Origin of the sequence: Butyricicoccus sp. OF27-2pH9A, from assembly GCF_027693185.1 — a bacterium.
Taxonomy (GTDB): Bacteria; Bacillota; Clostridia; order Oscillospirales; family Butyricicoccaceae; genus Agathobaculum; species Agathobaculum butyriciproducens.
This window is the reverse complement of sequence record NZ_JAQEXK010000007.1, coordinates 61,396-86,352: the sequence shown is the minus strand read 5'-3', so window position 1 is coordinate 86,352 and position 24,957 is coordinate 61,396. Positions and strand designations below refer to the sequence as shown.

Here is a 24,957-nt window from a genome sequence, read left to right as displayed (position 1 = left end):
AGAGAATTCTTTTGTATCATACAATATTTTTGTGCTTCTTTCGAGGCATGAAAAGATGCCGAAGCTGCCTTCGGCATCTTTTTGGTATCCAGTATCGGTTATGTGCGTGATTTAGTGAAATCACCGGAGTTATACCCCATCAACACAAAGGGTAAAAGGGACGGCCGGGGTTTTGCTATGCAGACGAAGTGCATTCTCAATTCATCTCAATCGCAGATATTCTTTCCGATATCCGCGGTGGCGTAGGCATTCTGCAGGGTTTTGCCGCGGGTGCCCGCCTGATATTCATAATACGCCTGACTGCCGATCATGGCGGCGTTATCGCCGCACAGCTGCAGCGGCGGCATAAACAGCTGGACGTGCTCGCGCTTTGCCATGTCCTGCAGGGCCGCCCGCAGGAAGGAATTGGCTGCCACGCCGCCTGCACACACAACGCGCCGCGCATGCGTCTGCTTGACGGCCATCTCCAGCCGCGGCACGAGCGTATGCACCACCGCCGTGCAGAACGAGGCCGCAAGACCGTTCCGGTCGATGGTTTCGCCCTTCTGCTCGGCGTTGTGCGCCAGATTGATGACCGCCGTTTTGAGTCCCGAGAAGGAGAAATCCAGCGGCGCATCCTTGATGTGCGAATCCGGCAGCTTATACATCTTCGCATCGCCGTCCTGCGCCAGCTTGTCGATCTTCGGGCCGCCCGGATAGCCGACACCGAGCACGCGGGCGACTTTATCGAACGCCTCGCCTGCTGCGTCGTCGCGTGTGCCGCCGAGGATTTCAAACTCGGTATAGCTTTTCACCATCACGATCTCGCTGTGACCGCCGGACGCGATCAGTGTCAAAAACGGCGGTTTCAGCTCCGGATACGCCAGATAAGTGGCCGCAATGTGTCCTCGGATGTGGTGCACCGGAATGAACGGCTTGTTCATCGCAAACGCCAGCGACTTGCCGAAGTTCGCGCCGACGAGCAGCGCACCGATCAGTCCGGGCGCGCAGGTCGCGGCAACCGCGTCCACGTCGTGCTTGTCCATTTCCGCGTCCTTGAGCGCCTGCTCGGTCACGCGCACGACCGCCTCCATGTGCCGCCGAGACGCGATTTCCGGCACAACGCCGCCGTACAGCGCGTGCGTGGCGATCTGCGTGTCCACCACGCTCGACAGGATTTTTCGTCCGTCCTCGATGACGGCTGCCGCCGTTTCATCGCACGAGGACTCGATTGCAAGTATTTTCATGGTTAATCTCCTAAATTTTTCTCAAAGCACAGGCAGTTTTCCGCGCCCGCCGGACTGCCGTAGTACGGAATGACGCGATAGCCGAGCTTGGTGTACAGCGCCGCCGAATCCTCGGTCGTGCGGGCGGTCTCGAGGATGGCCTTGGTGAAGCCGTGCTTTGCTGCATCCTGCTCGAGCGCCGTAATGACCGCGCTCGCAACGCCCTTTCGGCGGAACGCCGGCGCGATGTAAATGCGCTTGACCTCGAATGTCCCCTCGTCGATCTTCTTCCACGCGCCGCAGCCTGCGGGCTTGCCGTCCTCATACGCGACGATGCGGCAGTTAAACAGATGCGGCAGGTTGTACTTGGCGTAGCGCTTCTCCACCTCACCGACGAGCATGAAATAATACTCGTCCAGCTTGGCGGTCAGGTCGTGAAAATCCCCGTTTTCCGCGTCAACAAAGCGAAGCTCCAGCATGGCAAAATCCTCCTTCAAATCAGTGAAATCGTCATTAAAACCGCATTTTCTGTGGGATTGCTGTAAAAATTCTTTCGTTTTCCGACCGGCGAAAATCCGGCTCCGGTGTAGAGCGCTATCGCCGGCGTATTGCTCTCGCGCACCTCGAGCGTCACAAACGCCAGCTTGTTTTCTCCGGCTTTCGCTGTCAGCTCGGCAATCAGCGCCCGCGCGATGCCCTGCCGCCGGAAGTCGGGCGACACGGCAACATTGGTAATATACCCCTCGTCGAGCACGGTCTGGCAGCCGACGTAACCCGCCGTTCTGCCGTCCTGCTCCGCCACGAGAAAAATGCCCTTGCCCAGCTCCTCGCGCAGCATGTTCTCGCTCCACGGCGCGTGAAAGCACGCGCGCTCGATCTCCGCCAGCGCCGCGAGATGGCGCTCCTGCATCACAACAATGTTCATCGGCTCAGGTTCTTGATGACCGCCTGCACGCCCTTGTCGATCTCGGCGGCAGAGCGGCGGTAGGTGGCGAGATCGCCGCCGAACGGGTCGGAAATGTCCTCGGGCAGCAGTGTGAAAATCTTGTCCGCGCAGTCCGGAAATAACTCACACAGCCGATCGTAGTGCGCGCCGGTCATGCAGACCAGATACTTCGCGCCGCGCGCCATCTCGGCGGTCAGCTGACGCGAGCGGTGCGCCGAAATATCCGCGCCGCGTTCTCCGGCTGCGGCAACCGCGTTCGCGGAAGCCGGAAGGCCGTTTTCGGTGTATAATCCGGCAGAAGCCGCCGTTAAACCGGTCTTTTCCTCGCCGTTATGTGCGCGGAAGAAGCCTTCCGCCATCGGGGAACGGCAGGTGTTGCCGGTGCAAAGAAAAATTATGGTGTCCATTTTATCCCTTCTCTAATTCGGAATCTGTTCCGCAGGGCGATGCAGCAAATTATTTCGCATCGTACCAGCTGTGCCCCGCCTTGGCCTCTGCCACGAGCGGTGCATCCATCCGGAATGCGTTCTCCATCTCCTCGGTGAGCAGACGCATAGCGGTTTCCTGCTCGTCCTTTGGTGCCTCGAGGATAAGTTCGTCGTGCACCTGGAGAATCAATCGGCTTTGCAGACCGTCTCTCAGCAGGCGGTCGCGGACGCGTACCATGGCGATTTTGATGATATCCGCGGCGGTGCCCTGAATCGGGGTATTCATGGCGACACGCTCACCGAACGAGCGCATATTGAAGTTCTTGCTCTTCAGCTCGGGCAGCGCGCGGCGGCGGCCAAACAGCGTGGAAACATAGCCCTGCTCCCTGCCGGTCTGCTTGATGTCCTCCATATATTTCTTCACGCCCGGATAGGTGTCAAGGTAGGTTTTGATAAACTCACCCGCCTCTTTGCGCGTCACGCCGATGTCCTGCGCGAGCGAGAAATCCGAGATGCCGTACACGATGCCGAAGTTCACCGCCTTGCACGAGGAGCGCATCTGCGGCGTGACCTCCTCAAGCGGCACATGGTAGACCTTGGCAGCCGTTGCGGCGTGAATATCCTGCCCGTGCTTGAAGGCTTCGATCATGTGCTCGTCCTGCGAGATATGCGCGAGCACGCGCAGCTCGATCTGCGAATAATCCGCGTCGATCAGGACGTGATTTTCGTCCGGTGCGACAAACATGCGGCGCAGTTCGCGGCCAAGCTCGGTGCGGACCGGAATATTCTGCAGGTTCGGGTCGGTCGAGGACAGGCGTCCGGTGGCGGTCACGGTCTGCTGAAAATGCGTGTGAATGCGTCCGTCCACCGGACTGATGACCTTGAGAAGTCCCTCAACATAGGTGCTTTTCAGCTTGGTCAGCTTGCGGTACTCGAGGATGCGCGGCACGATCGGGTGGTCCTCCGCGATACGCTCAAGCACCTCAACGTTGGTGGAATAGCCTGTTTTTGTCTTTTTCGGGGCGTGCAGGCCGAGTTTCTCGAACAGCACCTCACCCAACTGCTTCGGACTGTTGATGTTGAACTCGCCGTCCGCGTCATGATAAATCTGCTCGGTCAGGTCGCGGATACGAACATCCAGCTTGTCACCGAAGGCACGCAGCTCATCCGGCTCGACCGCACAGCCCGCCGCTTCCATCTCAGCCAGCACGCGCAGGAGCGGCAGCTCGATTTCGTAGTACAGCTTTCTCATGCCGAGCTGCTCGATCCGGTCAGCCGCCTCGGCGTAAATGGCGCGCAGCGCACCGACGTGCTGCGCCACGGCCTTCTCGGTGTCCTCCTGACCGCCGAGGAGTGAAACCGCTGCCGGATCGTCCAGATCCAGCTCCGGCAGCTCGGCATTGCAGTACGCAAGCGCGAGCCGCGGCAGGTCGTAGCCGGACTGGGTCGGGTCGAGCAGGTACGCCGCGATGGCGGTGTCGAACACGATGCCCTTCGGGTCCATACCGCGCTGCAGCAGTGCCCGCACGGCGGCCTTCGCGTCGTGCAGCACGAGGGACAGCGTGCCGTCGAACAGGCGGCGCAGAATGTCGTTCCACGCGTCACCGAACGCCTCGGCGAACAGGATGTGCGCCGTGTCGCCGTCCAGCAGGCAAACTGCACCTAAGGTTTCCGGCACGATGGCGTACACGCGGTCGCAGTCGGTCAGCGAATCCATTAAGTTGAACGCTTCGAGCACATTCTCCACTCGTTCTGTTTTCAGCTCCGGCAGGCGCGGCGCGGACACGCTCTCGCCCGAAAGGTCAAACCGCTTGATGAAATTCTTGAACTCCAGCCGCGTCAGCAGGTCGTAGAGCGCGGTCTCGTCGATGTCCTGCGCGGGCAGGTGCTCCACATCCAAATCGAGCGGCACATTGCGGTCGATGGTGGCGAGCCAGTAGCTGTCCTTCGCGGATTGCTCGCCGTTCTGCAGCTTGGTGCGCGCACCCTTTTTGATGCGCTCGTCGTCGATATTCGCGTACACGCCCTCGAGCGTGCCGAAGTCGTGCAGCAGCTGCATGGCGGTCTTTTCACCGATGCCGGGCACGCCGGGAATGTTGTCCGACGAATCGCCCATGAGCGCCTTGAGATCAATCAGGCGAATCGGGTCGAAGCCGTATTTCTCGCGGAAGGCGGCGGTGTCATAGGTCTGATAGGTGGTCTGTCCCATGCGGGTGGAGACCAGCATAACGGTCGTGCCGCCGCCGACCAGCTGCAGGCTGTCGCGGTCACCGGTTACGACCACACAGGTGTCGCCGTGCTCGTCTGCGCGGCGGCTGATCGTGCCGAGCAGGTCGTCCGCCTCAAAGCCTGCCTTTTCGCAGCGTGTTACGCCGAGGGCATCAAGCACCTGCTTTGTAATCGGCAGCTGCGCCGCCAGCTCGTCCGGCATACCCTTGCGGGTGGCCTTGTAGGTGTCGAATTTGAGGTGACGGAAGGTTTTCTCCTTCACGTCAAAGCAGACGATGGTGCGGTCGGGCTGCTCCTCGTCCTGCAGTTTGAACAGCGTAGCCAGAAAGCCGTAAACCGCGTTGGTAGGCAGTCCCTCGTGGTTGGTCAGCTGCCGGATGCCGTAGAACGCGCGGTTCAATATGCTGTTGCCGTCTATCACCATGATTTTCATGTGTATTTTCCTCGCTCATTGATACATTAAATATAGTATACCACATTTTCGTTTATCTTGCCACTGCTTCAAGCGCCATCCGCATCGCGCCGATGAGCGCCAGATGGGCGGGATAGTAAATATAGAAAAAGTGCTTCATCTTCCATTTACCGCGCTCATTGCCGAGCAGCAAAATCGGGAAGATCGCCAGCACGCAGAAGCGCTGCACGCCGCCCATCACACCCGCAAGCGCCAGCAGACCGACCGCAAAGCCGAGCCGCTCGCCGATGACCGGCGGAATGTCGGCGAACACGCGCTCCCAGAGCAGACGTCCGGCTTCGGCGTACAGCGGCAGCAGCACGCCGGCGAAGCCGTAGTCGATGTAGACCGTCCGGCACAGCAGGTAAAATACGGCGGCAAGCGCGGCTGTCAATGCCAGAAAGCGCAGTTTTCCGCTGCTTTTCCACGCCTCGACTCCGTACAGCAGCAAAATGGACATGCTCAGCGTGATGAGCGCGTTTCCGCAGAAGCCGCCGAACGGCAGGAACGCGATAACGCACACTGCGCCGCACGCGAACACGCTGCCGAAGTATCGGGCTTTGTTCCGCGTATAGCGGCAGCCCTCTGCAATGCAGTAGGAGAACAGCGGAAACGCCAGCCGTCCGATTACGCGCAGCCACACCGCCTGCGGAAAAAATGCCGCGCCGATGTGGTCGAGCGTCATGCACACCATGGCGAGAATCTTCAGTTGGTTCTTGGTCAGCTGTTTCACGCGCATTCCCCCTGTTGTGTACCATTATATTGATTATAGCACGCCGAGTGGGAAAGGCAAAGGGCGTTTTCGAGGATAGCGAAGCGGTCGCAGGCACCGGCTTTGCGGTGTGCCCGAACCGCGCAGGCGGTTCGCCATTTCCGGGCGGGGACTGCGGCACTCGCCGCGGGAGCAAAAAGGAAGGGACACCCATGGTTTCCCTTCCTCTTTGAACTCCTACCTTTCCTTCGAGAGCTTGGGTGCAAATGGTAGACTGCGTAAGCAGGAAAAGGAGTACGGCAGAGGATTTTTTCTTCCGTATCTTTCTCAACCTATTCGCAGTGTCAGATACATTACTGCTACACATGTGATTTCATCTAAGCAGGCGCGGCATAGCAGTGCCGCGCAACTCGTAAGTCTGGAGGTTACGGACAGCACCTACGAATCTATCTATTTAGTAGCTTTTATCCTCGCAGGCCCTGTCCATCATAACGCGCTGACGAATTGTGCGGCACGGTTATCCTCCAGAGGACCCTCTCTTGCCCTTTGGGCAATTCACCTTGTGCCGTACTCTGCGTTGATTAACCCGCATGTGTAGCAGTACGCTATCCGAGAACTGCGAAAGGTTTGCGAAAGTCACGCAAGAGTAACCCGACTGCCGCGTCCTTTTCCTGCTTACGCAGTCTACCATCTGCACCCAAGCCCTCTAAGGGAAAAGGGGTGATTCACAAGAGGGTGGAAAACCGTAGGTTGTCTACCCTCTTGTGCGCCCGCCGCGCGTAGCGGCACTCCCCGTCGTGGTTCACGGCAAAACTCTCCGCCCGGAAAGGGCGAACCGCCTGCGCGGTTCGGGCACACCGCAAAAGCTCTGCCTGCGAATCCCTGTCCGAGAGTACGATCTTAACGCAAAAACCGTCCGGCACCGGAGTGCCGAACGGTTTAGAGAGGTGTTTACTTTTTCTTGTCCGGAGGCGCTGTGTGATGACAGCTGCCGCCGCAATGTGCGCAATCGCCGCTGCAGCCGACGGACTTCTTGACGAAGACCGAACGAACCGCAAAGAACACGACAGCCACTACGATCAAAGCCAGAATTACATCACCAATACTCATGGTCAAAGCCTCCTTTCAAACGCGAAGGATCAGTTGGCGTCCACGCTCATACGGCGCAGGCCCTCGGTGGAGTCAGCCTTGGCCGGCTTGCGGAACAGCAGGAAGATGATCAGCGCGATGAACGCGATGGCAACGACCGTGCCGACACCGAAGGTCAGCTCGCCGGTGATCAGACCGCCGATCTGATAAATGATGGTGGATACAACGTAAGCGTAAGCACACATGTAGCCGATTGCGAAAGCAGTCCACTTGCCGTTGTTCATCTCACGCTTGATGGCGCCCATTGCCGCGAAGCACGGTGCGCACAGCAGGTTGAACGCCATGAAGGCATACGCGCCGACCTGCGTGAAGTCAGCAGCCAGCTCACTCCAGATCTCGGAGCCGTCCTCGGCAACCTCGCCGACGAAGTGATACAGCTGACCGAAGGTAGCAACAACGTTCTCCTTCGCAACCAGACCGGAGATGGCGGCAACGGTGGATTTCCATGTGCCGAAGCCCGGCAGCGTGAAGATCGGAGCGATAACAGAGCCGATACGCGCCATGATGGAGTTGTCAATATCGGCTACCGCGCAGAATGCGCCGTTCTCCCAGCCGTAGCCGAGGGTGAACCACATAAAGATAGTGGACAGCAGGATGATGGTGCCTGCCTTCTTGATGAAGGAGGAGCCGCGCTCCCACATGGAGCGGAATACGTTGCCGGCGGTCGGAACATGATAGCTCGGCAGCTCCATGACAAACGGAGCCGGGTCGCCGGTGAAGATCTTGAACTTCTTGAGCATGATGCCCGAAATGATGATGGACAGCACGCCCAGAACGTAAGCGGAGAATGCGATGGTGCCGGAGCCGCCAAAGAACGCGCCTGCGAACATTGCGATGATCGGCAGCTTAGCGCCGCACGGTACGAAGCAGGTGGTCATGATGGTCATACGGCGGTCGCGCTCCTGCTCAATGGTACGGGAAGCCATGACAGCCGGTACGCCGCAGCCGGAGCCAATCAGCATCGGGATAAAGGACTTGCCCGAAAGGCCGAACTTGCGGAAGATACGGTCCATGATGAATGCAACACGCGCCATGTAGCCGCAGTCCTCGAGGATAGCGAGGAAGAAGAACAGGATGAGCATCTGCGGAACGAAGCCCAGAACCGCGCCGACACCGGCAACGATACCGTCCATTACCAGGCTGTAAACCCAGCCGTCCTCGTTAACGCCCATGGAAGCGAACAGCTTCTCCAGCAGCACCGGAATACCCGGCACCCATACACCGAAATCAGCCGGGTCCGGCTCCTCGGCGGTCATGGTCTCCTCGAAGGTCGCAAGAGTAACGTCCTCGGTGGTAACCTCACCGGAGTCCTCGTCCTCGAACTCGGCAGTGCCGACAACCGATGCAGCAGCCGGGTCTGCCTCGATGGCAGCAGCTGCGTCAGCGATGGCGGTCTCGTCAGCCTCTTCGGCCTCGAGCGCCTCGGTCAGAGCAGCAGTGTCGATGCCGGCCTCGTCAGCAGCCTCGAGCCATGCATCGCGGCGGGTGATCTGGTCGTCGTACTCAGCGGTTGCTTCCTCATAGTCGGCAGCGCCGATGGTGAACAGGTGCCAGCCGTCACCGAACACACCGTCGTTCGCCCAGTCGGTGAAGATGCCGCCCGCGGTGGTTACGGAAACGTAGTAGACCAGCCACATGACCAGCGCGAAGATCGGCAGAGCGAGGATTCGGTTGGTAACAATGTGGTCGATCTTATCCGAGGTGGACAGACCGGTCTTTTTCTTCTTAACGCAGTCCTTGACCAGCTTGCCAATGTACTGATAGCGCTCATCGGTGATGATGGACTCCGCGTCATCGTCAAGCTCCTCCTCAACGGCGGTGATGAGCTTCTCGATCTTGTCCTGCACGTCCTTGCCGAGCGTAAAGCGCGCCTGCACCTTGCTGTCGCGCTCGAACAGCTTGACAGCGAACCAGTGGCGCTGTGCCGGCTCGGTAACGTCTGCAATCAGCTTTTCGATCTCGTTTACCGCATTTTCAACGGTGTCGGAGAACTTGATGCGTGCCGGAGCCTTGCCTTCCCTGGCAGCCTTCTTTGCCGCCTCGACCAGCTCCTTGGTGCCCTCGCCCTTGATGGCTGCGGTCTCAACGACCGTAACGCCCAGTTCCTTGGACAGCTTCTTTACATCGATCACATCGCCGCGCTTCTTGACGATATCCATCATGTTCAGCGCCGCAACGACCGGAATACCCATCTCGAGCAGCTGGGTGGTCAGGTACAGGTTGCGCTCGATGTTGGAGGCATCCACCAGATTCATGATGGCCTGCGGCTTCTCATTTACGAGATAATCACGCGCAACGACCTCCTCCAGCGTGTACGGAGAGAGGGAGTAGATACCCGGCAGGTCGGTGATCAGGACTTCCTTGTCGCCCTTGAACTTGCCTTCCTTCTTTTCCACGGTAACACCCGGCCAGTTGCCGACATACTGGGTCGCACCGGTCAGATCGTTAAACATCGTGGTCTTGCCGCAGTTCGGGTTGCCGGCAAGTGCCAAACGAATTGACATGTTTTTTCCCCTTTCTTGGGATTAGTATCCGCTAACCCCTATGTAAAAAAATTTTAACGAATTTTCGTCTGCCGCAAAGCGATATCCGCGCTTCGTGCGAAGCACGCATAAAATCGGATTTGCAGCGCAAATCCATAAATTCCGGGAGCATGTATCACGGAATTTATACAAGGGACGAAAAAATGTGCCCAAAGGGCGCGGTTTTTCGTCAGTCCTCGATTGAAACCGTGGTTTCAATCGAAATCAGTCAACCTGAATCATCTCAGCGTCTGCCTTGCGAAGCGACAGCTCGTAGCCGCGCACGGTGATCTCAACCGGATCGCCCAGCGGCGCTACCTTGCGGACGTAGATCTCCGCACCGCGGGTGATACCCATATCCATGATGCGGCGGCGGGTCGCACCCTCGCCCTCAATCTTGCGGACGGTTACGGTGGCGCCGACCGGCGTGTGTCTCAGATTGCTCATTTGCGTTTGCCCCCTTTGCAATTAAACCATAATGCGCGAAGCCATCTGCTCGGAGATTGCGACGCGCGCATCCTTCACGTTTACGATCACGTTGCCTGCCAGAGAAGACACAACAGTGACCTTTGCGCCCTCGACAAAGCCGAGATTCTGCAGGAACTTTCTCGTCTGGTCTTTTCCTCGAATGGTCTTTACGGTGGTCTCTACACCAACATCCATTAACGTAAGCGGCATAATGGTAATCCTCTCCTTTTCTGTAATCTCTGCGCGAAAAAAAAGTGTTTTGTATCAGGTTAGACCGCTCTAACCTATTTATCATTTGAAGTTTACACCAGCTAACCTTTTGTTGTCAATACGGAAAAAAAAGTTTGTCGAAGCTAACCAATCCGCACAGAGTTTGCCCCGGCTAATTGTGCAGTATGCTGTCGCTAACTGTGGGCATCCTGCAGATAGGAGGAAGCCCGCGGCCATTGTTCCGGATGACCGCGGGCTCATGTTGAGGCTGTCAAAAAACTATCGTTTTTCGAGCAGCCTCTCGCTCGAAACCACGCTTTCGAGCGAATACTGAAGAAAAACCGCGCCCTGACGGGCACATTTTTTCTTCCCTTGTATAAATTCCGAGATGCCTGCTCCCGGAATTTATGAATTTGCTCCGCAAATTCTATTTTATGCGTGCTGCCGCACGAAGCGCAAAAACTAAAATAATACTTTTTGACAGACTGCATGTTATCGGGGTAACGCCGCTGCTGACCAGCCTTTTCCGCAGATAGGAGGAAGCCCGCGGCCATTGTTCCGGATGACCGCGGGCTCATGTTATGTTTTGACATACCGGGCAGTATGCCATGGGGTTTCCCCCGGGACAAGAAAGGATATTTGTATCATAACTGATACCGTCGTATCAGTTACGACCGTGAGAAATTGTTTCGGCGCTGCGCGCAGGTATGCACACGCCGCAAGAGAAAATCTAATTTAGAATGCTGCGAAGCCCTTGCCGAACTCCTTGCACTTTGCGATGCCGTCGTCGTCCGGGGTTTCGTTGAGGATGAGACCCTCATCGGTGTAGATGACAGCGTTTGCGTCGTTGGTACGCTGTACCCAGTCACGCATCCACTGGCCGTCGCCCCAGCCGTAGGAGCCGAACAGCGCAACCTTCAGGCCGGAAATCTTGCTCTCCAGCTCGGTGAAGAACGGGTCGAACTCGGTCTCCTCGAGAACCTCAGCGCCCATTGCCGGGCAGCCGAGAGCGATCTTTGCGTACTTAACAGCGTCAGCCGGGGTAGTGTCCGCAACGTTCAGTACGTCAACTTCCATGCCGCCCTCGCGGATGCCGTCTGCGATTGCGTTTGCCATCTGCTCGGTGTTGCCGGTCTGGCTCCAGAAAATAACTGCTGCTTTGCTCATGATAATTTTGCTCCTTCGCATGTATTGTTCTATATTTGTAGTTCTATCGAGTTATGCTATGCTGCAAACACTTCAAAAAGGGTTTCGCCCTTGTCTACGCGTCTGGTCACAGCGCGGCATACCCGCGATAGGCGGTCAAACAGCCGGGATGCCGCTTCGGCATCGCCGTACACCTTCCAGAGACCGCTTAATTTGCAGCCCTTTCCGGCGTATCGAATAAAGCCCACAACGTCCTCGATCGGGTATCCGAGGAACAGTCCGATCTCGTGCGGAAAGTCCTTGGACATGGCGATGCGGCGCTTGAGATTGCGCAGCAGTACGTCGAGCGGCTGACCGACCGGGTACGCAAAGTGCCGGAGCACATGCTGCACCTGCGGGTCCGCCATGCGGCGTTCAAGCTGCGGCTTGCTGTATACCAGTAAGAGGAAGCGTGCGCTGCAGGCGCAGACGATCTCGAAGTGAATCTCTCGCGCTGCGAAAGCATTGCGGTATTCACTGAGCCGCTGCGGCAGATCGGGATATAAATTCCGGTCGCACGACACCAGACTTGCCGGTTTGATGCCCGCCAGTGTCGGCGAGCAGTAGGTCGCTAAAAGTCGATCCAAGCCATTTTGCATTGCTGATGCACCTCCCGTTTACAGTATTTCCGGTCTGTATGTTTGGTATGCGGTTTTCCCGAACAGCGCGGCTGCGGTTAGCCATTCAGCCGCGCAATGCCTTAACGGTTTTGTTCGGAATGATGCGCAAAATACAGAGGAAGCTGTTTCTTTTATAACTTTTCAGCACGTTCCCGTTCCGTGAGGAAGCGTGCCGGTCAACGGGGCGTATCAGTAAGCCTCGGCTAACCATGTATATAAGTTAGCATATCCTAACCAATATGTCAAGCACTTTTTCGAGAGAAATTTTCGGCTGAATTCCGGGTGGTTAGGTTTTGCTAACTATACCGTTCGGATAGGCGTTTTCTCAGCGTGAGAACGGGCGTTTTTGCCGCCTTTTCGGCAGGGAAAATTTTTTCGGGATTTCCCAGATTTTCTGCACCGATTGTGCGGGGCACTCGAACTGCGTCAGCGTGTTCGCCCTGACGGGGCGGCTCCTTTTCTGCACCGATTGTGCCGGGCACTCGAACTGCCGCAGGCGGGTTCGCCCTTTCCGGGCGGAGAGTTTTTCGCTGAACCTCAGCGGGGGTTCGCCGTCTGCGGACGGCGGGAGCGTTGCGGCGCCCGCCGCGGGGGCAAAAAGGAAGGACAACCTGCGGTTTTCCTTCCTCTTTGAACTCCTACCTTTCCCTTATTGGGATAGCTTGGGTGCAGACGGTAGACTGCGTAAGCAGGAAAAGGACGCGGCAGTCGGGTTACCTCAGCGTGTCTTTCTCCGCCTTTTCGCAGTTCACAGACAGCGTACTGCTACACATGCGGGTTAATCAACGCAGAGCGCGGCATAGCAGTGCCGCGCAATTCGTTAGCGAGTTATGATAGACAGAGCCTACGAAGATAAATTGTACCAAACGCTTAATTCGTAGGTGCCGTGCGGTATAACGTGTTAAAAAGTTGCGCGGCACAGTTATGCCGCGCTCTGCGTAGATGAAACCGCAGGTGTAGCAGCACGTTATCTGACACTGCGAATATGTCGGGACATGGGAGCACACTGTGCTCCCCTACGGTAGAAAAAATTCTGTGCCGTTCCCCCATTTCGAAGCGGTCACATGTCGGCAATCTGCGCCAGACTATCCAAGGGAAAGGGGTGATTCACAAGAGGGTGGAAACCGTAGGTGTCTACCCTCTTGTGCCCCCGCCGGGTAGGCGCACTCCCCGCTGAGGTTCAGCGAAAAACTTCCCGCCCGTCAGGGGCGAACACGCTGACGCAGTTCGTGCACCCCGCTCATCCGGTGCTGAAAAAACGAAAAGGGCATACCTTTCGGTATACCCTATGTATAAATTATTCCACTTCCACGCCGTTGATCCGCGCGGATTCATCCCCGGTGAGCGGAATGACAAGGCACTTCTGCCCTTCCACGACCTCGGTATGGACGTTTACGGCTCTCTCCTGCGGCATGCGAACGTCAATGACCGTGCCGGTCTCCCACGGAACGTCGTCCTCGTCCGTGTCGGCGGCGTTTGCCGCCTGATGTGCCAACTCCTGCTGCAGCACTGCCACCTTCTGCTCCAGGGCGGCGGTATGCGCCTTGACCGTGCCCTCCTCGACCAGACGGCTGTCCAGCACGTTATGCGCCTGCGGCGGCTGATCACCGAACACCTGCTCGTACGACTTCTCGATCTGTGCGCGCACCTCGTCCGGCACCTCGGCCTCGGTCGCCAGACCGGAAACCGCCTCGGCGGTCAGCTCGACCGGCGGCAGGCTCTCGTCCTCCTCCCGCTCGGCCACCATGGCGCTGATGGTCTTCTGCATCTGGAAGAACGCCGCGTCCGCCTGCTCCTCATCCTCACCGAAGGCGTCGTGCACCACGTTCTTGAACGCCAGCTTGTCCTCGGCAGCCGTGCGCTGCGCGACACAGCCGAGCACGTTCTCGATGAACTCCGGGTGCGACGGACGGCCGGTCTTGACGTAGTACATCACGGCATTGACATCGCTGCCGCGGTTCGCAAACGCCGGGTACACAAAGCCGAGGTCGGGCAGACCGACCACCCAGTCGCGCTCCCGCGCACCGATGCGGTTTTCGTCCTCCTTATAGCCGAGCGCAGGCTTCGCCAGCTCGACCGGACAGACCGCGCATACGCAGTACGCATACAGCTCAGTGGACTCGTCCTGGTCCTCGCCCGAGGTGGCCTTGCTCGGCACGTCGTACACATCGTGGTAAACCACGATCAGGTAGTTGCCCGGGTAGCTGTACTCCTCGATCACCTGCTCGTACAGACGGTCGAGCAGCTCCTCGTTCGCCAGCTTGCTGTCCTTGAGCGTCAGCAGGTATTTCTGGTGCTCGATACCGCTGTCGCTGCGGTCAAACTCCAGTTCCAGCAGGTTTGCGCCGAGCGTGCCGCTGAACGTCTTTTTGGCGATCTCGAGGTACTTGTAGTATTCATCCTCTTCCAGTTCGGAAAACTGCTCGGTGAACTTGGTCACGATCTGCTTGCCGCTGTTGACGTAGCAGCCGCACAGACGCCCGAACGTGCATTCGGTCTTTTTCAAACGGCGGCGCAGCTCCTGCACATCGCCCTTGGTGATATTCATAGGTTTCGCTCCTTAGCGTGTGGATTCGGTATATACAAGTATACGGCATTTTCCATGCAAAAGGCAAGCATTTTCATACAAAAAGCGGCTGACCGGGTAAGGTCAGCCGTAAATTGACAGGTTTTGCGCCTGTGTGATATACTTGTCATAAGGAAACGCCTGTTTGCATGGACAAACGGTCAGCTCCTCTTTTCCTCCCTCGGTTTGAGGCGGAAAGGAGGTGGCGTAAATGCGGAAGAAAGCACTTCAGCTTTTGGTATGTGCAGTCATTGTATTGTACATTTTCTCCGTATATGCGCGATGACCGTCCGGCGGCAACCGTACGGTCATCTGTGAAAACTTTTGACTGAACTTGGGAGCTGACCGTCCAACGGACGGCGTTTCCCTTTAATTACATTATAGCACACTTTCAGGTGCTGTCAACCTGCGGAAATTGACATTTTTCGCACGTCCTGTTATACTTAACTCGTGGAAACGCTGTTGCACTCGCAGTGAGCAATCACTGCAGGCGGTCAGACCCTCTTCTTCCCCACAGTCTGTGGGCGGAAGGAGGTGCTGCGCATGAGGAAGAAAGCCTTTGAGCTTTTTATCTGTGCGGTCATTGTACTGTACATTTTTCTCGTAAATGCGCATTGACCGCTTGGCTGGTACCCAAACGGTCAATGACTAACAATTATTGACTTCGTGAAGGTCTGACCGCTGTACACGGCGTTTCCCTTTAATTACATTATAGCACACTTTCAGGTGCTGTCAACCTGCGGAAATTGACATTTTTCGCACGCCCTGTTATACTTAACTCGTGGAAACGCTGTTGCACACGCAGTGAGCAATCACTGCAGGCGGTCAGATCTTCTTCTTCCCTACGGTCTGTAGGCGGAAGGAGGTGCTGCGCATGAGGAAGAAAGCCTTTGAGCTTTTTATCTGTGCGGTCATTGTACTGTACATGTTCCTTATAAATGCGCGATGACCGCTTGGGTAGCCTCCAAACGGTCATCGTCCAAAAAACGCTGATTTAATGGAAAAGGTCTGACCGCTGCGCACAGCGTTTCCCTTTTTGTATCTTTATTATACCACACGAGCGCATGTTGTCAAGCGGCGTGATTTGCCGTAAATGCGCGATGACCGCTTGGGCTGGCCCCCAAACGGTCATCTAACAAATGACTACTTAGAAAGGGTCTGACCGCTGTACACGGCGTTTCCCTTTCATAAAATTATACCACACTCCCGCGCAAAGTCAAGCGCGGGAGCATTTTTATGCCTGCTCTGCGCTCTCACTCGGCCGGCTCTCTCCCGAAGCGTTCCCCGGCTTCTCCGGCGACTGCACCCTCACCTCGGGCGGGTTTCTCTTATCGCCGGACTGCCGGAACCGATCGTCAATATGCTCACGGAGCCGTTCGGCGTGGCCGCTGCTGCACAGCTGCGGCACGTTACCGCCGCAAAAAAACACCGCAGACCCCAGTCCGCGGTGTTCAGTTTTATTCCATTTCGTCAAGGACGGAAAACGCGGCAAGCTGCTCGGTATTGTCCTCGTTATACTCAATCTCGCGCGAGTACGCCTTGCAGATGCAGATCTGCGCCCAGTGCGTGACCTCGCCCTTGGCGAGCCACTCGTACACATCAAGCAGTTGAATGACCGCCGTGCTCACGAGCGCCAGCTGCACCTTGTCCTGCACAGCGTCGTCTCCGAGCGCCTTCATAAAGTGCCGGTACAGGAAGTACGTCAGCAGGTTATCGTATTCATGGCGTTTGCCCTGATACGTCTGCAAAAAGTCATTCCTGCGGGCGATAATCTCCGGCAGGCGCGCCTTTGCGCCGGTCAGCAGCGTGCGCCAGTCGTCCTTGTTGATCTCAAAGCCGAGCAGCATCTCAAGCAAACTCGTGAGCGTGCTCTCCCGCCAGAACGCCTGCGACCACGAAGCCGTGTCCTCGTCCGTCTCGTCTGCATCCTCGTCCTCGGGGAACGGGAACAGCAGGTCGTCGTACTGCTCCTGCTGCGCCTTTGCCGTGCGGTAGAGCCTGTCGGCCTTGTCATCGAACGGCGCGTCCTCGCACGCCAGCCGGAACAGCGTATCGCGCATGGAAAACAGCACGTTCTCCAGTTCGGTTTCCGCCTCCGTGCCGGTTTCGGATACGCCGTCCGCCTCGGTCACGTCAAACGCCGGTGCGCCGGTCTGCGCGAGAATCAACTCGGCGGCAGCCTCACAGCACAAGCCGAGACCGTCCTCACGGCCGTCCGAAAACCACTCGTAATACCGCGGGTGGTCGGTGCAGATCTGCGCCATTTTGTCCTCCCCTAAGTGAAGCAGCACTTCACACAGGTTGCAGTCGTTCAGCAGCGGACACCGCTCCTCGGCGTCCAGACGAAAATGCGCCGGCTCTCCGGTCTGCTCGTCCGCAGGCGCAATGCTCGCGCGCAAACGCTCGCCAAAATCGCCGGGAACGGTCTCGTAGTACGCAAGGGAATCCTCGTCTACGTCGATCTCCCAGCCGATACAGCAGTTTTCCGTGCAGTCCGAGCCGATGCACCGGAATGCCTTGTAATACGCAGGACGGCGAATGTAGCCCATCCTAATCACCTCTCTTGTCTGTCTCATTATAGCAGACACGGGCGCGGTTGAAAAGGGTTATGACGGCACTGCCTTCTCCCTTGTGTACCGCTTGACCCGCTCGTACCATTCCCGATCGAACGCGGACAGCTGTTCGCTCGACGGCCCGATCGCAGGCTGCGCCGGTGCAGGCTTTGCCCGTTTCTGCATATCCTCAGCGGTGAGAATGCCGTCACGCTCGCAGTTCTGCAGCAGCGTGCGGAAATACCCTGCCGGATTGCGCGGTGCATTCTCAGCCGTCTGTCGGGCGGTATCTAAGAACACCTCACGCTGCATACCCTTGTTCTGCAGCCTGCGCAGCTCCAGACAGAAATTATGGTCAAACTTACAATTCAGTTTTTCTTCCAGTTCGGTCGTCAGACCAGAATCAGCCGTAACTGCTTTCTCTTCTCTGGTCTGCTCTGCTCTACTGTCCTCTACTGTTCTCTGCTCTACTGTTCTCTGCTCTTCTCTGCTCTGTGGATTTTCGGTACAATAAATCGCATTTTCCGTACGATAAATCGCATTTTCCGTGTGGGAAATAAATGCACGCAGCACAAAAGACTTGCCACTCGGATTCTTCTCCCGCATTTCCTGCTCGGTGAGAAGCCAAATGTCAAAATTGATGGGCACTGCATTACGCGTCACGGTTGCGATGAAATACCCCATCTGTATTCTTTTGGATGTGAGAAAGCCGCGTTCATATAACGCAGCATGGAACAAGCCGCTTGCCACCAGCTGATCGACTACCGCGGCCAGTGTTTCGATCGTCACGTTTTCCAGTCCGGCGGTATACTCGCGGAGCTGCCACAGCGTGTCCTCGCGGCCCTCGCCGCTGTAGGCGATGTAGTAGCCCTTGTCGCCGTAGGCAATGTCGAGCAGGCATTCGTACACATACGGCCCGAGCACGCCGAATTTCTGCCGTGCGGCGCGCAGCTTCGGGTCGCGGTACAGGCCGATGTCGCGCGGCCACCAGTCCAATCCAACTTTTCTGTTTCTGCCCATGTGAGCACCTCCCTTTACCCTACCGCCGGAACGGATAAAAAATTGACCGCAAATGGTCAACTCCGAAAAAAATTTTCCGGGAAATCAAAAAAACATCCCCTGTTCACAGTCAGAGGATGTTAAAATCTGTTCGCAGCCCGCGCGTAAGCGCGTATTCAATAGGATTGCTCTGCAATCCGAAAAAACCGGAAGCATGTATCTCGGTTTTTTCACTTCCGGAGGGAGAAAGTTCCTGCATAGGAACTTTCGTACGACTTTGGAACGGCCTACGGTCCGTTCCTCCTTGTCGGCGAAACTGTAGTTTCGCGACAGGTAATGCAAAAAGAACTGAAACCTTTCGATTTCAGTCCTTTATGGCGGAGAGTTAGGGATTTGAACCCTAGAGACGCTCATCACGCCTACACGATTTCCAATCGTGCGCCTTCGACCACTCAGCCAACTCTCCATCTTGTTAAGTTGTTGTCGTTTTTTGATGACTCATCGCTGACGACTTGTTTAGTATATAACAGAATCCCCGTTTCGTCAACCCTTTTTTCAAATTTTTTTGAAAAAGTTTTTTCAGGTCGAATTGGGGCGGATTGCAGGCGTAGGATTTGGCGTTGCGCAGACCATCCAACGGCATACATTCCACCAAAGGGTTCGACCTGTAAATCATAACGATTATGGGATACCGTACGGTAAATCCTTTCAACCGCCAAACGCAAAAAAGAAAACCGCCTGCTCTCACAGACGGTTCTCCCCTATTTACTTCTGAAACTGCTCGCGCACTTCCATATACTTGATGATTTCTTCAACGGTGCCGTCAAAGCCGAGCACGCCGCTGTTGAGCGACAGATCATAATTCCGCGCGTCATACCAGTCGTGGCCGGTGTGGTGCTTGTAGTAGCGGGCGCGGTACTCGTCGATCTCGGCGATCTTCTTTGCCACCTCGTTCTCGGGCAGCGAGTCCACCTTCATGGCCTGCTCGAGACAGAAATCCTTGTCCGCATGGACGAACACGCGCACAACATCCGGTCGGCCTGCCAGAATATAGTCGGCGCAGCGGCCGATCATAACGCACGGACCCTGATCCGCCAGCCGGCGGATGATCTTCACCTGATAGGCGAACAGCGCCTCATCCTTGAGGTAGGACTTGGACGAGTCGTTCGGCACGGGCGTGTTGCCGTGATAATGCGCGCGCAGGCGCGTCAGGAAATCGCCCTTGAGACGCTCGTCCGAGAACAGCATGGCATTTACACCGCTGTCCTCACTCGCCATGGTGATGATCTCGCGGTTGTAGAACGGAATGCCCAGCTTGTCCGCCAGCATCTTGCCGACCGTCTTGCCGCCCGAACCGTACTGGCGCGCGATGGTGATAACGTATGGTTTCATTGTTTTTACCCCCTTTTATCAATGGGTCACGTTTTCCGCAGGGCGGGGTGCGGTCATCCCGCCCTATGATTCAGGGATTGCCTTTATTCTCCCAGATATGCCTTCTTAATAGAGTCATCATTCAGCAGATCGGACGCCTTGCCGGTCTTGACAATTTTGCCGGTCTCAAGGACGTAGCCTCTGTCCGCGATGGACAGCGCCTTCTTTGCGTTCTGCTCTACCAGCAGGACAGTGGTGCCTGCCTTGGACACTTCCTCGATGATCTTGAAGATTTCGCCTACGAACAGCGGCGACAGACCCATGGACGGCTCATCGAGCAGCAGGATGCGCGGCTTGCTCATCAGCGCACGGCCCATCGCGAGCATCTGCTGCTCGCCGCCGGACAGCGTACCGGCTGCCTGATTTTTGCGCTCCTCCAGACGCGGAAAACGCTCGTAGACCATTTTCAGCGACTCCGGGATCTCATTCTTTGGGCGGGTATACGCGCCCATACGCAGGTTCTCCGCGACCGTCAGACCCGCGAACACGCGGCGGCCCTCCGGAACGTGGCTCATGCCCAGCTTCACGATGGCGTGACCCGGCTTGTGCGTGATGTCCTTGCCCTCAAACGTCACCGTGCCGCCCTTACTCGGCAGCAGACCCGTGACCGTGTGCAGCGTGGTGGTCTTGCCGGCGCCGTTTGCACCGATAAGCGCTACGACCTCGCCCTCGTTTACCTCGAAGGAAACATCACGCAGTGCATGAATCAGGCCGTAATACACGTTGATGTCCTTTACTTCCAACATTGCCATACTTGTTTCCTCCTTTCTTATTCGCCCAGATATGCCTTAACGACTTCCGGATTGCTCAGCACTTCCTTGGGCGTTCCCTCCGCCAGCAGACGGCCGAAGTTGAGCACATACAGGTACTCGCAGATGCCGGAGACCAGCTTCATGTCATGCTCGATGAGCAGGACGGTTACGCCGAACCTCTTGCGGACGATTTCGATCGTCTCCATCAGCTCCTCGGTCTCGTTCGGGTTCATGCCCGCGGCAGGCTCGTCGAGCAGCAGCAGCTTGGGGTTGGTAGCGAGCGCACGCGCAATCTCCAGCTTGCGCTGCTTGCCGTACGGCAGGTTGGCTGCCTTGTAATCGGCTACGCCGTCCAGATCGAACACGCGCAGCAGCTCCATCGCCTTTTCGTCCATCTGCTTCTCCTTTTTGCGGTAGGAGCCGAGGTGGAACATGCTCTCTGCGAACGAGTAGGTGATCTGGTTGTGCAGACCGGTCTTTACGTTATCCAGCACGCTCAGCTGCGAGAACAGGCGGATGTTCTGGAACGTGCGGGCAACGCCCAGCTTGCAGATTTCATGCGGCTTTTTGCCGATGAGGTTCTGTCCGTCCAGACGGATGCCGCCGTCGGTCGGGCGGTACACGCCGGTCAGCATATTGAATGCGGTGGTCTTGCCTGCGCCGTTCGGGCCGATGAGGCCGACCAGACCGCCCTTTTCGATTTTCATGCTCAGCTCGTCAACGGCACGCAGACCGCCGAACGAAATGCCGAGCGAAGTAACTTCCAGCATTGCCATGGCTTACGCACCCTCCTTTTTGCCGCCGGCCTTTTCGGCCTTTTCCATCTGGCGCATCGCGCGCTTCTCCAGCAGGCGAACCTTGAAGGAGGAGTTGTTGAACAGCATCATTGCAATCAGCAGGATTGCGTAGATGAGCATACGGTAGTTGCTCAGGCCGCGCAGCAGCTCAGGCAGCAGCGTCAGCAGCGTTGCGGCAATAATGGAGCCCCAGATGTTGCCCAGACCGCCGAGAACGACGAATACGAGCACCAGAATGGAGGTGTTGAAGTCAAACTTTGCCGCCGTAACGGTGGAGAAGTTCATCGCGTACAGCGTGCCCGCCATGCCTGCGAACGCCGCAGAGACCACGAACGCGAGCAGCTTGTAGTGCGAGGTGGAGATGCCGATGGAGTCAGCGGCGATCTTGTTGTCGCGGACCGCCATAACAGCACGTCCCGTGCGGCTGTTTACAAAATTCAGCACGAAGAACAGCGTAACGAGGATGAGCACAACGCCCGAGGTGAAGGTGGAGATCTTGGTGACGCCGGATACGCCGATCGGGCCGTTGATGATCATCTTGCCGCCGTCGCCCAGCTGGAAATTCTGGTTGACCAGGCTGAAATGCAGACCGGCATCATCCAGACCGAGATACATAACGTTTACAATGTTTTTGATGATCTCACCGAAGGCGAGGGTTACGATAGCGAGGTAGTCGCCCTTGAGGCGCAGCACCGGCACGCCGACGATGACACCCGCAATCGCCGCAAACAGTCCGGCAACGACCATGGCGACAGCCAGACGCAGCGGTGCAAGCGGAATCGCATCCGCCAGACAGGTGGTGGTGACAATGCCCGCAAACGCGCCGACCGACATAAAGCCCGCATGGCCGAGCGACAGCTCACCGAGGATGCCGACGGTCAGGTTGAGCGAGATCGCCATGACAACATACGAGCAGATCGGCACGAGCAGACCCTTGATCTGGCTGGAGATGCCGCCGCCCGCGATGGCTGCCTGCACGATGATGTACGCAATGATGACAATGCCGAAGCACAGCAGCGTGTCACGTCCACGCCTGGACGCAGCATAGGATTTTAACTTGTTCATATGACTGCCCCCTTAAACCTTTTCGCTGACGTGCTTGCCGAGCAGGCCGTCCGGCTTGACCAGCAGCACCACGATGAGCACTGCGAACACGATTGCGTCCGACAGCTGCGTGGAAATGTACGCCTTGGCGAAAATCTCGATGATGCCGAGCAGAATGCCGCCGATGAACGCGCCCGGAATCGAGCCGATGCCGCCGAATACGGCAGCGGTGAATGCCTTGATGCCCGGCAGAGAGCCGGTGGTCGGCATCAGGGTCGGGTACGCGGAGCACAGCAGCACGCCCGCGATAGCGGCAAGACCCGAGCCGATGGCAAAGGTGATGGAAATGGTCGTATTGACGTTGATGCCCATCAGCTGGGCCGCGCCCTTGTCCTCGGAAACCGCACGCATCGCCGTGCCGACCTTGCTCTTGCCGGTGAACAGCATCAGAGCGACCATGATGACAAGACAGGCTGCGATGGCAACGAGCGTCACCTTGGAGATCTGCATCTGACCGCCGAACAGGCTGAGCGCCTCGCCGGTAACGACCGAGGTAAAGGTCTTCGGGTTGGAGGACCAGACCAGCAGCGCCGCATTCTGCAGGAAGTACGAAACGCCGATGGCCGTGATCAGCACCGCCAGCGACGGCGCCATACGCAGCGGCTTGTAGGCGAGTCTCTCAATAACAACACCGAGCGCGGTGCAGACAATAACAGCCAGCACAACGCCCATCCACGCCGGCCAGCCAAGATAGGTGGTAGCGCAGAAGCACATATAACCGCCTACCATGATAACATCGCCGTGCGCGAAGTTCAGCATTTTTGCAATGCCGTAAACCATCGTGTAGCCGAGTGCGATGATGGCGTAGATGCTGCCCAGACTGATGCCGCTGATCAAATGATTCAAAAAGCTCATGGTTTGGAACACCTCAAATCTTTGTTTCTCTTGTTTATGAAATGGGGCAGTGGTTCGGCAATGGTCAAGCCACCGCCCCACCCCATAACGTTTGGTGGATGATACCTCTTTATAATAGGCGTAAAGGAGGACTGCTTCCAGACCTCCTTCACTCGCCCTTGCGTTCTTAATATGTCCCGGGCGAGCTTTGCCCGTCCGGGACACCGCTGCCCGCGCCATCGTGGCGCGACCGCCTTTGCCGTGCAAAGGCGAGGGGGTTATCCAAAAAAGTTACTTCGGAACTTTTTTGGTATCTAAGTGGGCGAACACACGCCTTAAAACAAACATGAAATGTTTGCGTGTGTGAGTTTCAAGCGGCCACTTGCGATTTACGAGCAAGTGGTGAACAAACAGCCGGTGGCTGTTTGTTCAGCTTGATTCCCAGAGTCCCCCTTAGAGGGTCTTACATACCAACGTAAGCGCCGTTCTCGATAACCATGCCCTTCGGGGACTTGGATACGGCACCGGTCTCATCCCAGGTCATGCCCTCGCCGGTCAGACCGTCAAAGGTCATGGAGGTGAACTGCTCGATCATCTTGTCGCACAGGTCCTCAGCGGACATATCCGGCGTAGCGCCTGCATTCTCGAGTGCCTGCTTGTAAGCGTAAACACAGTCGTAAGCGTCGGCTGCGAACTGGTTCGGGGTTTCACCGAACTGCTCCTTGTACTTCTTAACGAAGGAAGCGGTCTTGTCGTCGGTTGCGTCTGCGTTGAACGGGGTCAGCAGCATAACGCCCTCGGCCAGCTTGGGATCAAAGCCTTCCATGGTCAGGATGCCGTCCATGCCGTCTACACCGAAGAACTTCGGCTTGTAGCCCATTGCGTTTGCCTGGGTCAGGATCAGGGATGCCGGCTGATAGTATATCGGCAGGAATACCAGGTCAGCGCCCTTGCTCTTTGCTTCGTTCAGCTGAACGGAGAAGTCGTTCGCGGAAGCATCGGTGAAGGTCTTGTCGGAAACGACCTCGAGGCCCTTGGTCTTTGCCTCTTCTACGAACTTGTCGTGAATGCCGGTGGAGTAAACGTCATCGTTCTTCCAGATGATCGCAACCTTGGTGCCGAGCTTCTGCTCTGCGATGTACTGTGCGGATGCGGTGCCCTGGTTCGGGTCCATAAAGCACATCTGGAATACGTTGTCCTTGCCCTCGGTTACTGCAACGGAGGATGCGGACGGGGTCAGAGCGAAAATGCGGTCGCTGTAGTTCTCAGCGGCGGTAGCCTCGCACGGCTTGGAGGTTACGGAGCCGAGGGACAGCTGCATGCCCCAGTCCTTCAGGGTGTTGTAGGCGTTTACCGCCTTCTCTGCGTCGCTCTCGTCGTCCTGATAGTTCAGCTCAAACTGAATATCGCCGCCCTCAGCGTTGATCTCGTCAACCGCGATCTGTGCGCCGTTCTTGCAGGCATTGCCGTAAATAGCATTCGCGCCGGTCAGCGGGCCGGTGCCGCCAATCTTGAAGGCAGTGCCGGAAGCGGTGCTGTCGGAGCCGCTGTTCTGCGAATCGGAGCTGCTCGAAGCGGAACCGCCGCAGCCGGTCAGCGCCGTAGCCAGCATAGCGCCGGCAAGAAGCATACTGAGTGTTTTCTTCATGGTGAAATCTTCTCCTTTGTTTCCCCCGAATCGGCATACCCTATCGGGTGTCTTGGATTATGCTTCACATTATACTACCATTTCCGAATTTCGGCGCACTTTTTTTGCGCTGAGAATACAATTTCAGACAATCTACTGATTATCTTTTG

The 24,957-nt window shown here is 57.0% G+C and carries 23 protein-coding genes and 1 tRNA gene; all 24 read right to left on the bottom strand.

Annotated features, from left to right (window positions below; translation table 11 throughout):
- Positions 1 to 206: 206 nt before the first annotated feature.
- The gene (tsaD, locus tag PG722_RS07255; RefSeq protein WP_227109967.1) at positions 207 to 1,226 is read right to left on the bottom strand and encodes a tRNA (adenosine(37)-N6)-threonylcarbamoyltransferase complex transferase subunit TsaD; all 1,020 of its coding nucleotides are present in this window, start codon (positions 1,224 to 1,226) and stop codon (positions 207 to 209) included.
- Positions 1,227 to 1,228: 2 nt separating this feature from the next.
- Positions 1,229 to 1,684: a GNAT family N-acetyltransferase gene (locus PG722_RS07250; protein ID WP_270580113.1), complete on the bottom strand. Its 456-nt coding sequence runs from the start codon at positions 1,682 to 1,684 to the stop codon at positions 1,229 to 1,231.
- 14 nt (positions 1,685 to 1,698) lie between these two features.
- Positions 1,699 to 2,130 carry a ribosomal protein S18-alanine N-acetyltransferase gene (rimI, locus tag PG722_RS07245; protein WP_270580112.1) on the bottom strand — a complete coding sequence of 144 codons (432 nt, stop codon included), beginning with the start codon at positions 2,128 to 2,130 and terminating at the stop codon, positions 1,699 to 1,701.
- Positions 2,127 to 2,558 (bottom strand): low molecular weight protein arginine phosphatase, encoded by a 432-nt coding sequence (locus tag PG722_RS07240; protein ID WP_270580110.1) that lies wholly within the window; start codon positions 2,556 to 2,558, stop codon positions 2,127 to 2,129. The genes rimI and PG722_RS07240 overlap by 4 nt, the downstream gene beginning before the upstream one ends.
- 49 nt (positions 2,559 to 2,607) lie before the next feature.
- Positions 2,608 to 5,241, bottom strand: coding sequence for a DNA polymerase I (gene polA, locus PG722_RS07235; RefSeq protein ID WP_270580108.1), 2,634 nt, complete (start codon positions 5,239 to 5,241; stop codon positions 2,608 to 2,610).
- Positions 5,242 to 5,293: 52 nt separating this feature from the next.
- On the bottom strand, positions 5,294 to 5,992 hold the full coding sequence (locus tag PG722_RS07230; RefSeq protein ID WP_270580107.1) for a TraX family protein: 699 nt from the start codon (positions 5,990 to 5,992) through the stop codon (positions 5,294 to 5,296).
- 930 nt (positions 5,993 to 6,922) lie between these two features.
- Complete coding sequence (locus PG722_RS07225) at positions 6,923 to 7,081, bottom strand: FeoB-associated Cys-rich membrane protein (protein WP_243036879.1); 159 nt, start codon at positions 7,079 to 7,081, stop codon at positions 6,923 to 6,925.
- A 29-nt stretch (positions 7,082 to 7,110) separates the two neighbouring features.
- Positions 7,111 to 9,624 (bottom strand): ferrous iron transport protein B, encoded by a 2,514-nt coding sequence (gene feoB / locus PG722_RS07220; RefSeq protein ID WP_270580106.1) that lies wholly within the window; start codon positions 9,622 to 9,624, stop codon positions 7,111 to 7,113.
- A gap of 243 nt (positions 9,625 to 9,867) precedes the next feature.
- Complete coding sequence (locus tag PG722_RS07215; RefSeq protein WP_110435064.1) at positions 9,868 to 10,089, bottom strand: FeoA family protein; 222 nt, start codon at positions 10,087 to 10,089, stop codon at positions 9,868 to 9,870.
- A gap of 21 nt (positions 10,090 to 10,110) precedes the next feature.
- Entirely contained in the window at positions 10,111 to 10,320 is a 210-nt protein-coding gene (locus PG722_RS07210; protein WP_188885631.1) for a FeoA family protein, read from the bottom strand.
- A gap of 735 nt (positions 10,321 to 11,055) precedes the next feature.
- Positions 11,056 to 11,487: a flavodoxin gene (locus PG722_RS07205; protein ID WP_116704598.1), complete on the bottom strand. Its 432-nt coding sequence runs from the start codon at positions 11,485 to 11,487 to the stop codon at positions 11,056 to 11,058.
- Between the two features lie 56 nt (positions 11,488 to 11,543).
- Positions 11,544 to 12,104, bottom strand: a complete 561-nt coding sequence (locus tag PG722_RS07200; RefSeq protein WP_270419009.1) for a DUF3793 family protein — start codon at positions 12,102 to 12,104, stop codon at positions 11,544 to 11,546.
- 1,318 nt (positions 12,105 to 13,422) lie between these two features.
- Positions 13,423 to 14,673, bottom strand: a complete 1,251-nt coding sequence (locus PG722_RS07195; RefSeq protein ID WP_118360794.1) for a DUF4317 domain-containing protein — start codon at positions 14,671 to 14,673, stop codon at positions 13,423 to 13,425.
- Positions 14,674 to 15,925: 1,252 nt separating this feature from the next.
- Positions 15,926 to 16,120, bottom strand: a complete 195-nt coding sequence (locus PG722_RS07190; protein ID WP_270580105.1) for a hypothetical protein — start codon at positions 16,118 to 16,120, stop codon at positions 15,926 to 15,928.
- 28 nt (positions 16,121 to 16,148) lie between these two features.
- A complete protein-coding gene (fliB, locus tag PG722_RS07185; RefSeq protein ID WP_270580104.1) occupies positions 16,149 to 17,267 on the bottom strand; it encodes a flagellin lysine-N-methylase in 1,119 nt (372 codons plus the stop codon).
- 30 nt (positions 17,268 to 17,297) lie between these two features.
- Positions 17,298 to 18,263, bottom strand: a complete 966-nt coding sequence (locus PG722_RS07180; RefSeq protein ID WP_270580103.1) for a DUF4373 domain-containing protein — start codon at positions 18,261 to 18,263, stop codon at positions 17,298 to 17,300.
- Between the two features lie 354 nt (positions 18,264 to 18,617).
- Positions 18,618 to 18,708 (bottom strand) — tRNA-Ser (locus PG722_RS07175).
- Positions 18,695 to 18,967: a hypothetical protein gene (locus PG722_RS07170; RefSeq protein ID WP_270580102.1), complete on the bottom strand. Its 273-nt coding sequence runs from the start codon at positions 18,965 to 18,967 to the stop codon at positions 18,695 to 18,697. Before PG722_RS07170 ends, PG722_RS07175 begins: the two co-directional genes overlap by 14 nt.
- A 40-nt stretch (positions 18,968 to 19,007) precedes the next feature.
- Positions 19,008 to 19,634, bottom strand: a complete 627-nt coding sequence (locus PG722_RS07165) for a cytidylate kinase-like family protein (RefSeq protein ID WP_117751971.1) — start codon at positions 19,632 to 19,634, stop codon at positions 19,008 to 19,010.
- A gap of 83 nt (positions 19,635 to 19,717) precedes the next feature.
- Entirely contained in the window at positions 19,718 to 20,425 is a 708-nt protein-coding gene (locus PG722_RS07160) for an ABC transporter ATP-binding protein (RefSeq protein WP_118285663.1), read from the bottom strand.
- Between the two features lie 17 nt (positions 20,426 to 20,442).
- Positions 20,443 to 21,201 carry an ABC transporter ATP-binding protein gene (locus tag PG722_RS07155; RefSeq protein ID WP_110435077.1) on the bottom strand — a complete coding sequence of 253 codons (759 nt, stop codon included), beginning with the start codon at positions 21,199 to 21,201 and terminating at the stop codon, positions 20,443 to 20,445.
- A 3-nt stretch (positions 21,202 to 21,204) separates the two neighbouring features.
- Positions 21,205 to 22,287: a branched-chain amino acid ABC transporter permease gene (locus tag PG722_RS07150; protein ID WP_270580101.1), complete on the bottom strand. Its 1,083-nt coding sequence runs from the start codon at positions 22,285 to 22,287 to the stop codon at positions 21,205 to 21,207.
- A 12-nt stretch (positions 22,288 to 22,299) separates the two neighbouring features.
- The gene (locus PG722_RS07145) at positions 22,300 to 23,181 is read right to left on the bottom strand and encodes a branched-chain amino acid ABC transporter permease (protein WP_270580100.1); all 882 of its coding nucleotides are present in this window, start codon (positions 23,179 to 23,181) and stop codon (positions 22,300 to 22,302) included.
- A 442-nt stretch (positions 23,182 to 23,623) separates the two neighbouring features.
- Positions 23,624 to 24,808 (bottom strand): ABC transporter substrate-binding protein, encoded by a 1,185-nt coding sequence (locus tag PG722_RS07140; protein WP_270580099.1) that lies wholly within the window; start codon positions 24,806 to 24,808, stop codon positions 23,624 to 23,626.
- Positions 24,809 to 24,957: the final 149 nt, after the last annotated feature.

Excerpts from the sequence above, each read along its gene's own strand:
- tsaD (WP_227109967.1), bottom strand. The coding sequence starts at position 1,226 with ATGAAAATACTTGCAATCGAGTCCTCGTGCGATGAAACGGCGGCAGCC.
- PG722_RS07250 (WP_270580113.1), bottom strand. The coding sequence starts at position 1,684 with ATGCTGGAGCTTCGCTTTGTTGACGCGGAAAACGGGGATTTTCACGAC.
- rimI (WP_270580112.1), bottom strand. The coding sequence starts at position 2,130 with ATGAACATTGTTGTGATGCAGGAGCGCCATCTCGCGGCGCTGGCGGAG.
- PG722_RS07240 (WP_270580110.1), bottom strand. The coding sequence starts at position 2,558 with ATGGACACCATAATTTTTCTTTGCACCGGCAACACCTGCCGTTCCCCG.
- polA (WP_270580108.1), bottom strand. The coding sequence starts at position 5,241 with ATGAAAATCATGGTGATAGACGGCAACAGCATATTGAACCGCGCGTTC.
- PG722_RS07225 (WP_243036879.1), bottom strand. The coding sequence starts at position 7,081 with ATGAGTATTGGTGATGTAATTCTGGCTTTGATCGTAGTGGCTGTCGTG.
- feoB (WP_270580106.1), bottom strand. The coding sequence starts at position 9,624 with ATGTCAATTCGTTTGGCACTTGCCGGCAACCCGAACTGCGGCAAGACC.
- PG722_RS07215 (WP_110435064.1), bottom strand. The coding sequence starts at position 10,089 with ATGAGCAATCTGAGACACACGCCGGTCGGCGCCACCGTAACCGTCCGC.
- PG722_RS07210 (WP_188885631.1), bottom strand. The coding sequence starts at position 10,320 with ATGCCGCTTACGTTAATGGATGTTGGTGTAGAGACCACCGTAAAGACC.
- PG722_RS07205 (WP_116704598.1), bottom strand. The coding sequence starts at position 11,487 with ATGAGCAAAGCAGCAGTTATTTTCTGGAGCCAGACCGGCAACACCGAG.
- PG722_RS07200 (WP_270419009.1), bottom strand. The coding sequence starts at position 12,104 with ATGCAAAATGGCTTGGATCGACTTTTAGCGACCTACTGCTCGCCGACA.
- PG722_RS07195 (WP_118360794.1), bottom strand. The coding sequence starts at position 14,673 with ATGAATATCACCAAGGGCGATGTGCAGGAGCTGCGCCGCCGTTTGAAA.
- fliB (WP_270580104.1), bottom strand. The coding sequence starts at position 17,267 with ATGAGACAGACAAGAGAGGTGATTAGGATGGGCTACATTCGCCGTCCT.
- PG722_RS07180 (WP_270580103.1), bottom strand. The coding sequence starts at position 18,263 with ATGGGCAGAAACAGAAAAGTTGGATTGGACTGGTGGCCGCGCGACATC.
- PG722_RS07165 (WP_117751971.1), bottom strand. The coding sequence starts at position 19,634 with ATGAAACCATACGTTATCACCATCGCGCGCCAGTACGGTTCGGGCGGC.
- PG722_RS07160 (WP_118285663.1), bottom strand. The coding sequence starts at position 20,425 with ATGGCAATGTTGGAAGTAAAGGACATCAACGTGTATTACGGCCTGATT.
- PG722_RS07155 (WP_110435077.1), bottom strand. The coding sequence starts at position 21,201 with ATGGCAATGCTGGAAGTTACTTCGCTCGGCATTTCGTTCGGCGGTCTG.
- PG722_RS07150 (WP_270580101.1), bottom strand. The coding sequence starts at position 22,287 with ATGAACAAGTTAAAATCCTATGCTGCGTCCAGGCGTGGACGTGACACG.
- PG722_RS07145 (WP_270580100.1), bottom strand. The coding sequence starts at position 23,181 with ATGAGCTTTTTGAATCATTTGATCAGCGGCATCAGTCTGGGCAGCATC.
- PG722_RS07140 (WP_270580099.1), bottom strand. The coding sequence starts at position 24,808 with ATGAAGAAAACACTCAGTATGCTTCTTGCCGGCGCTATGCTGGCTACG.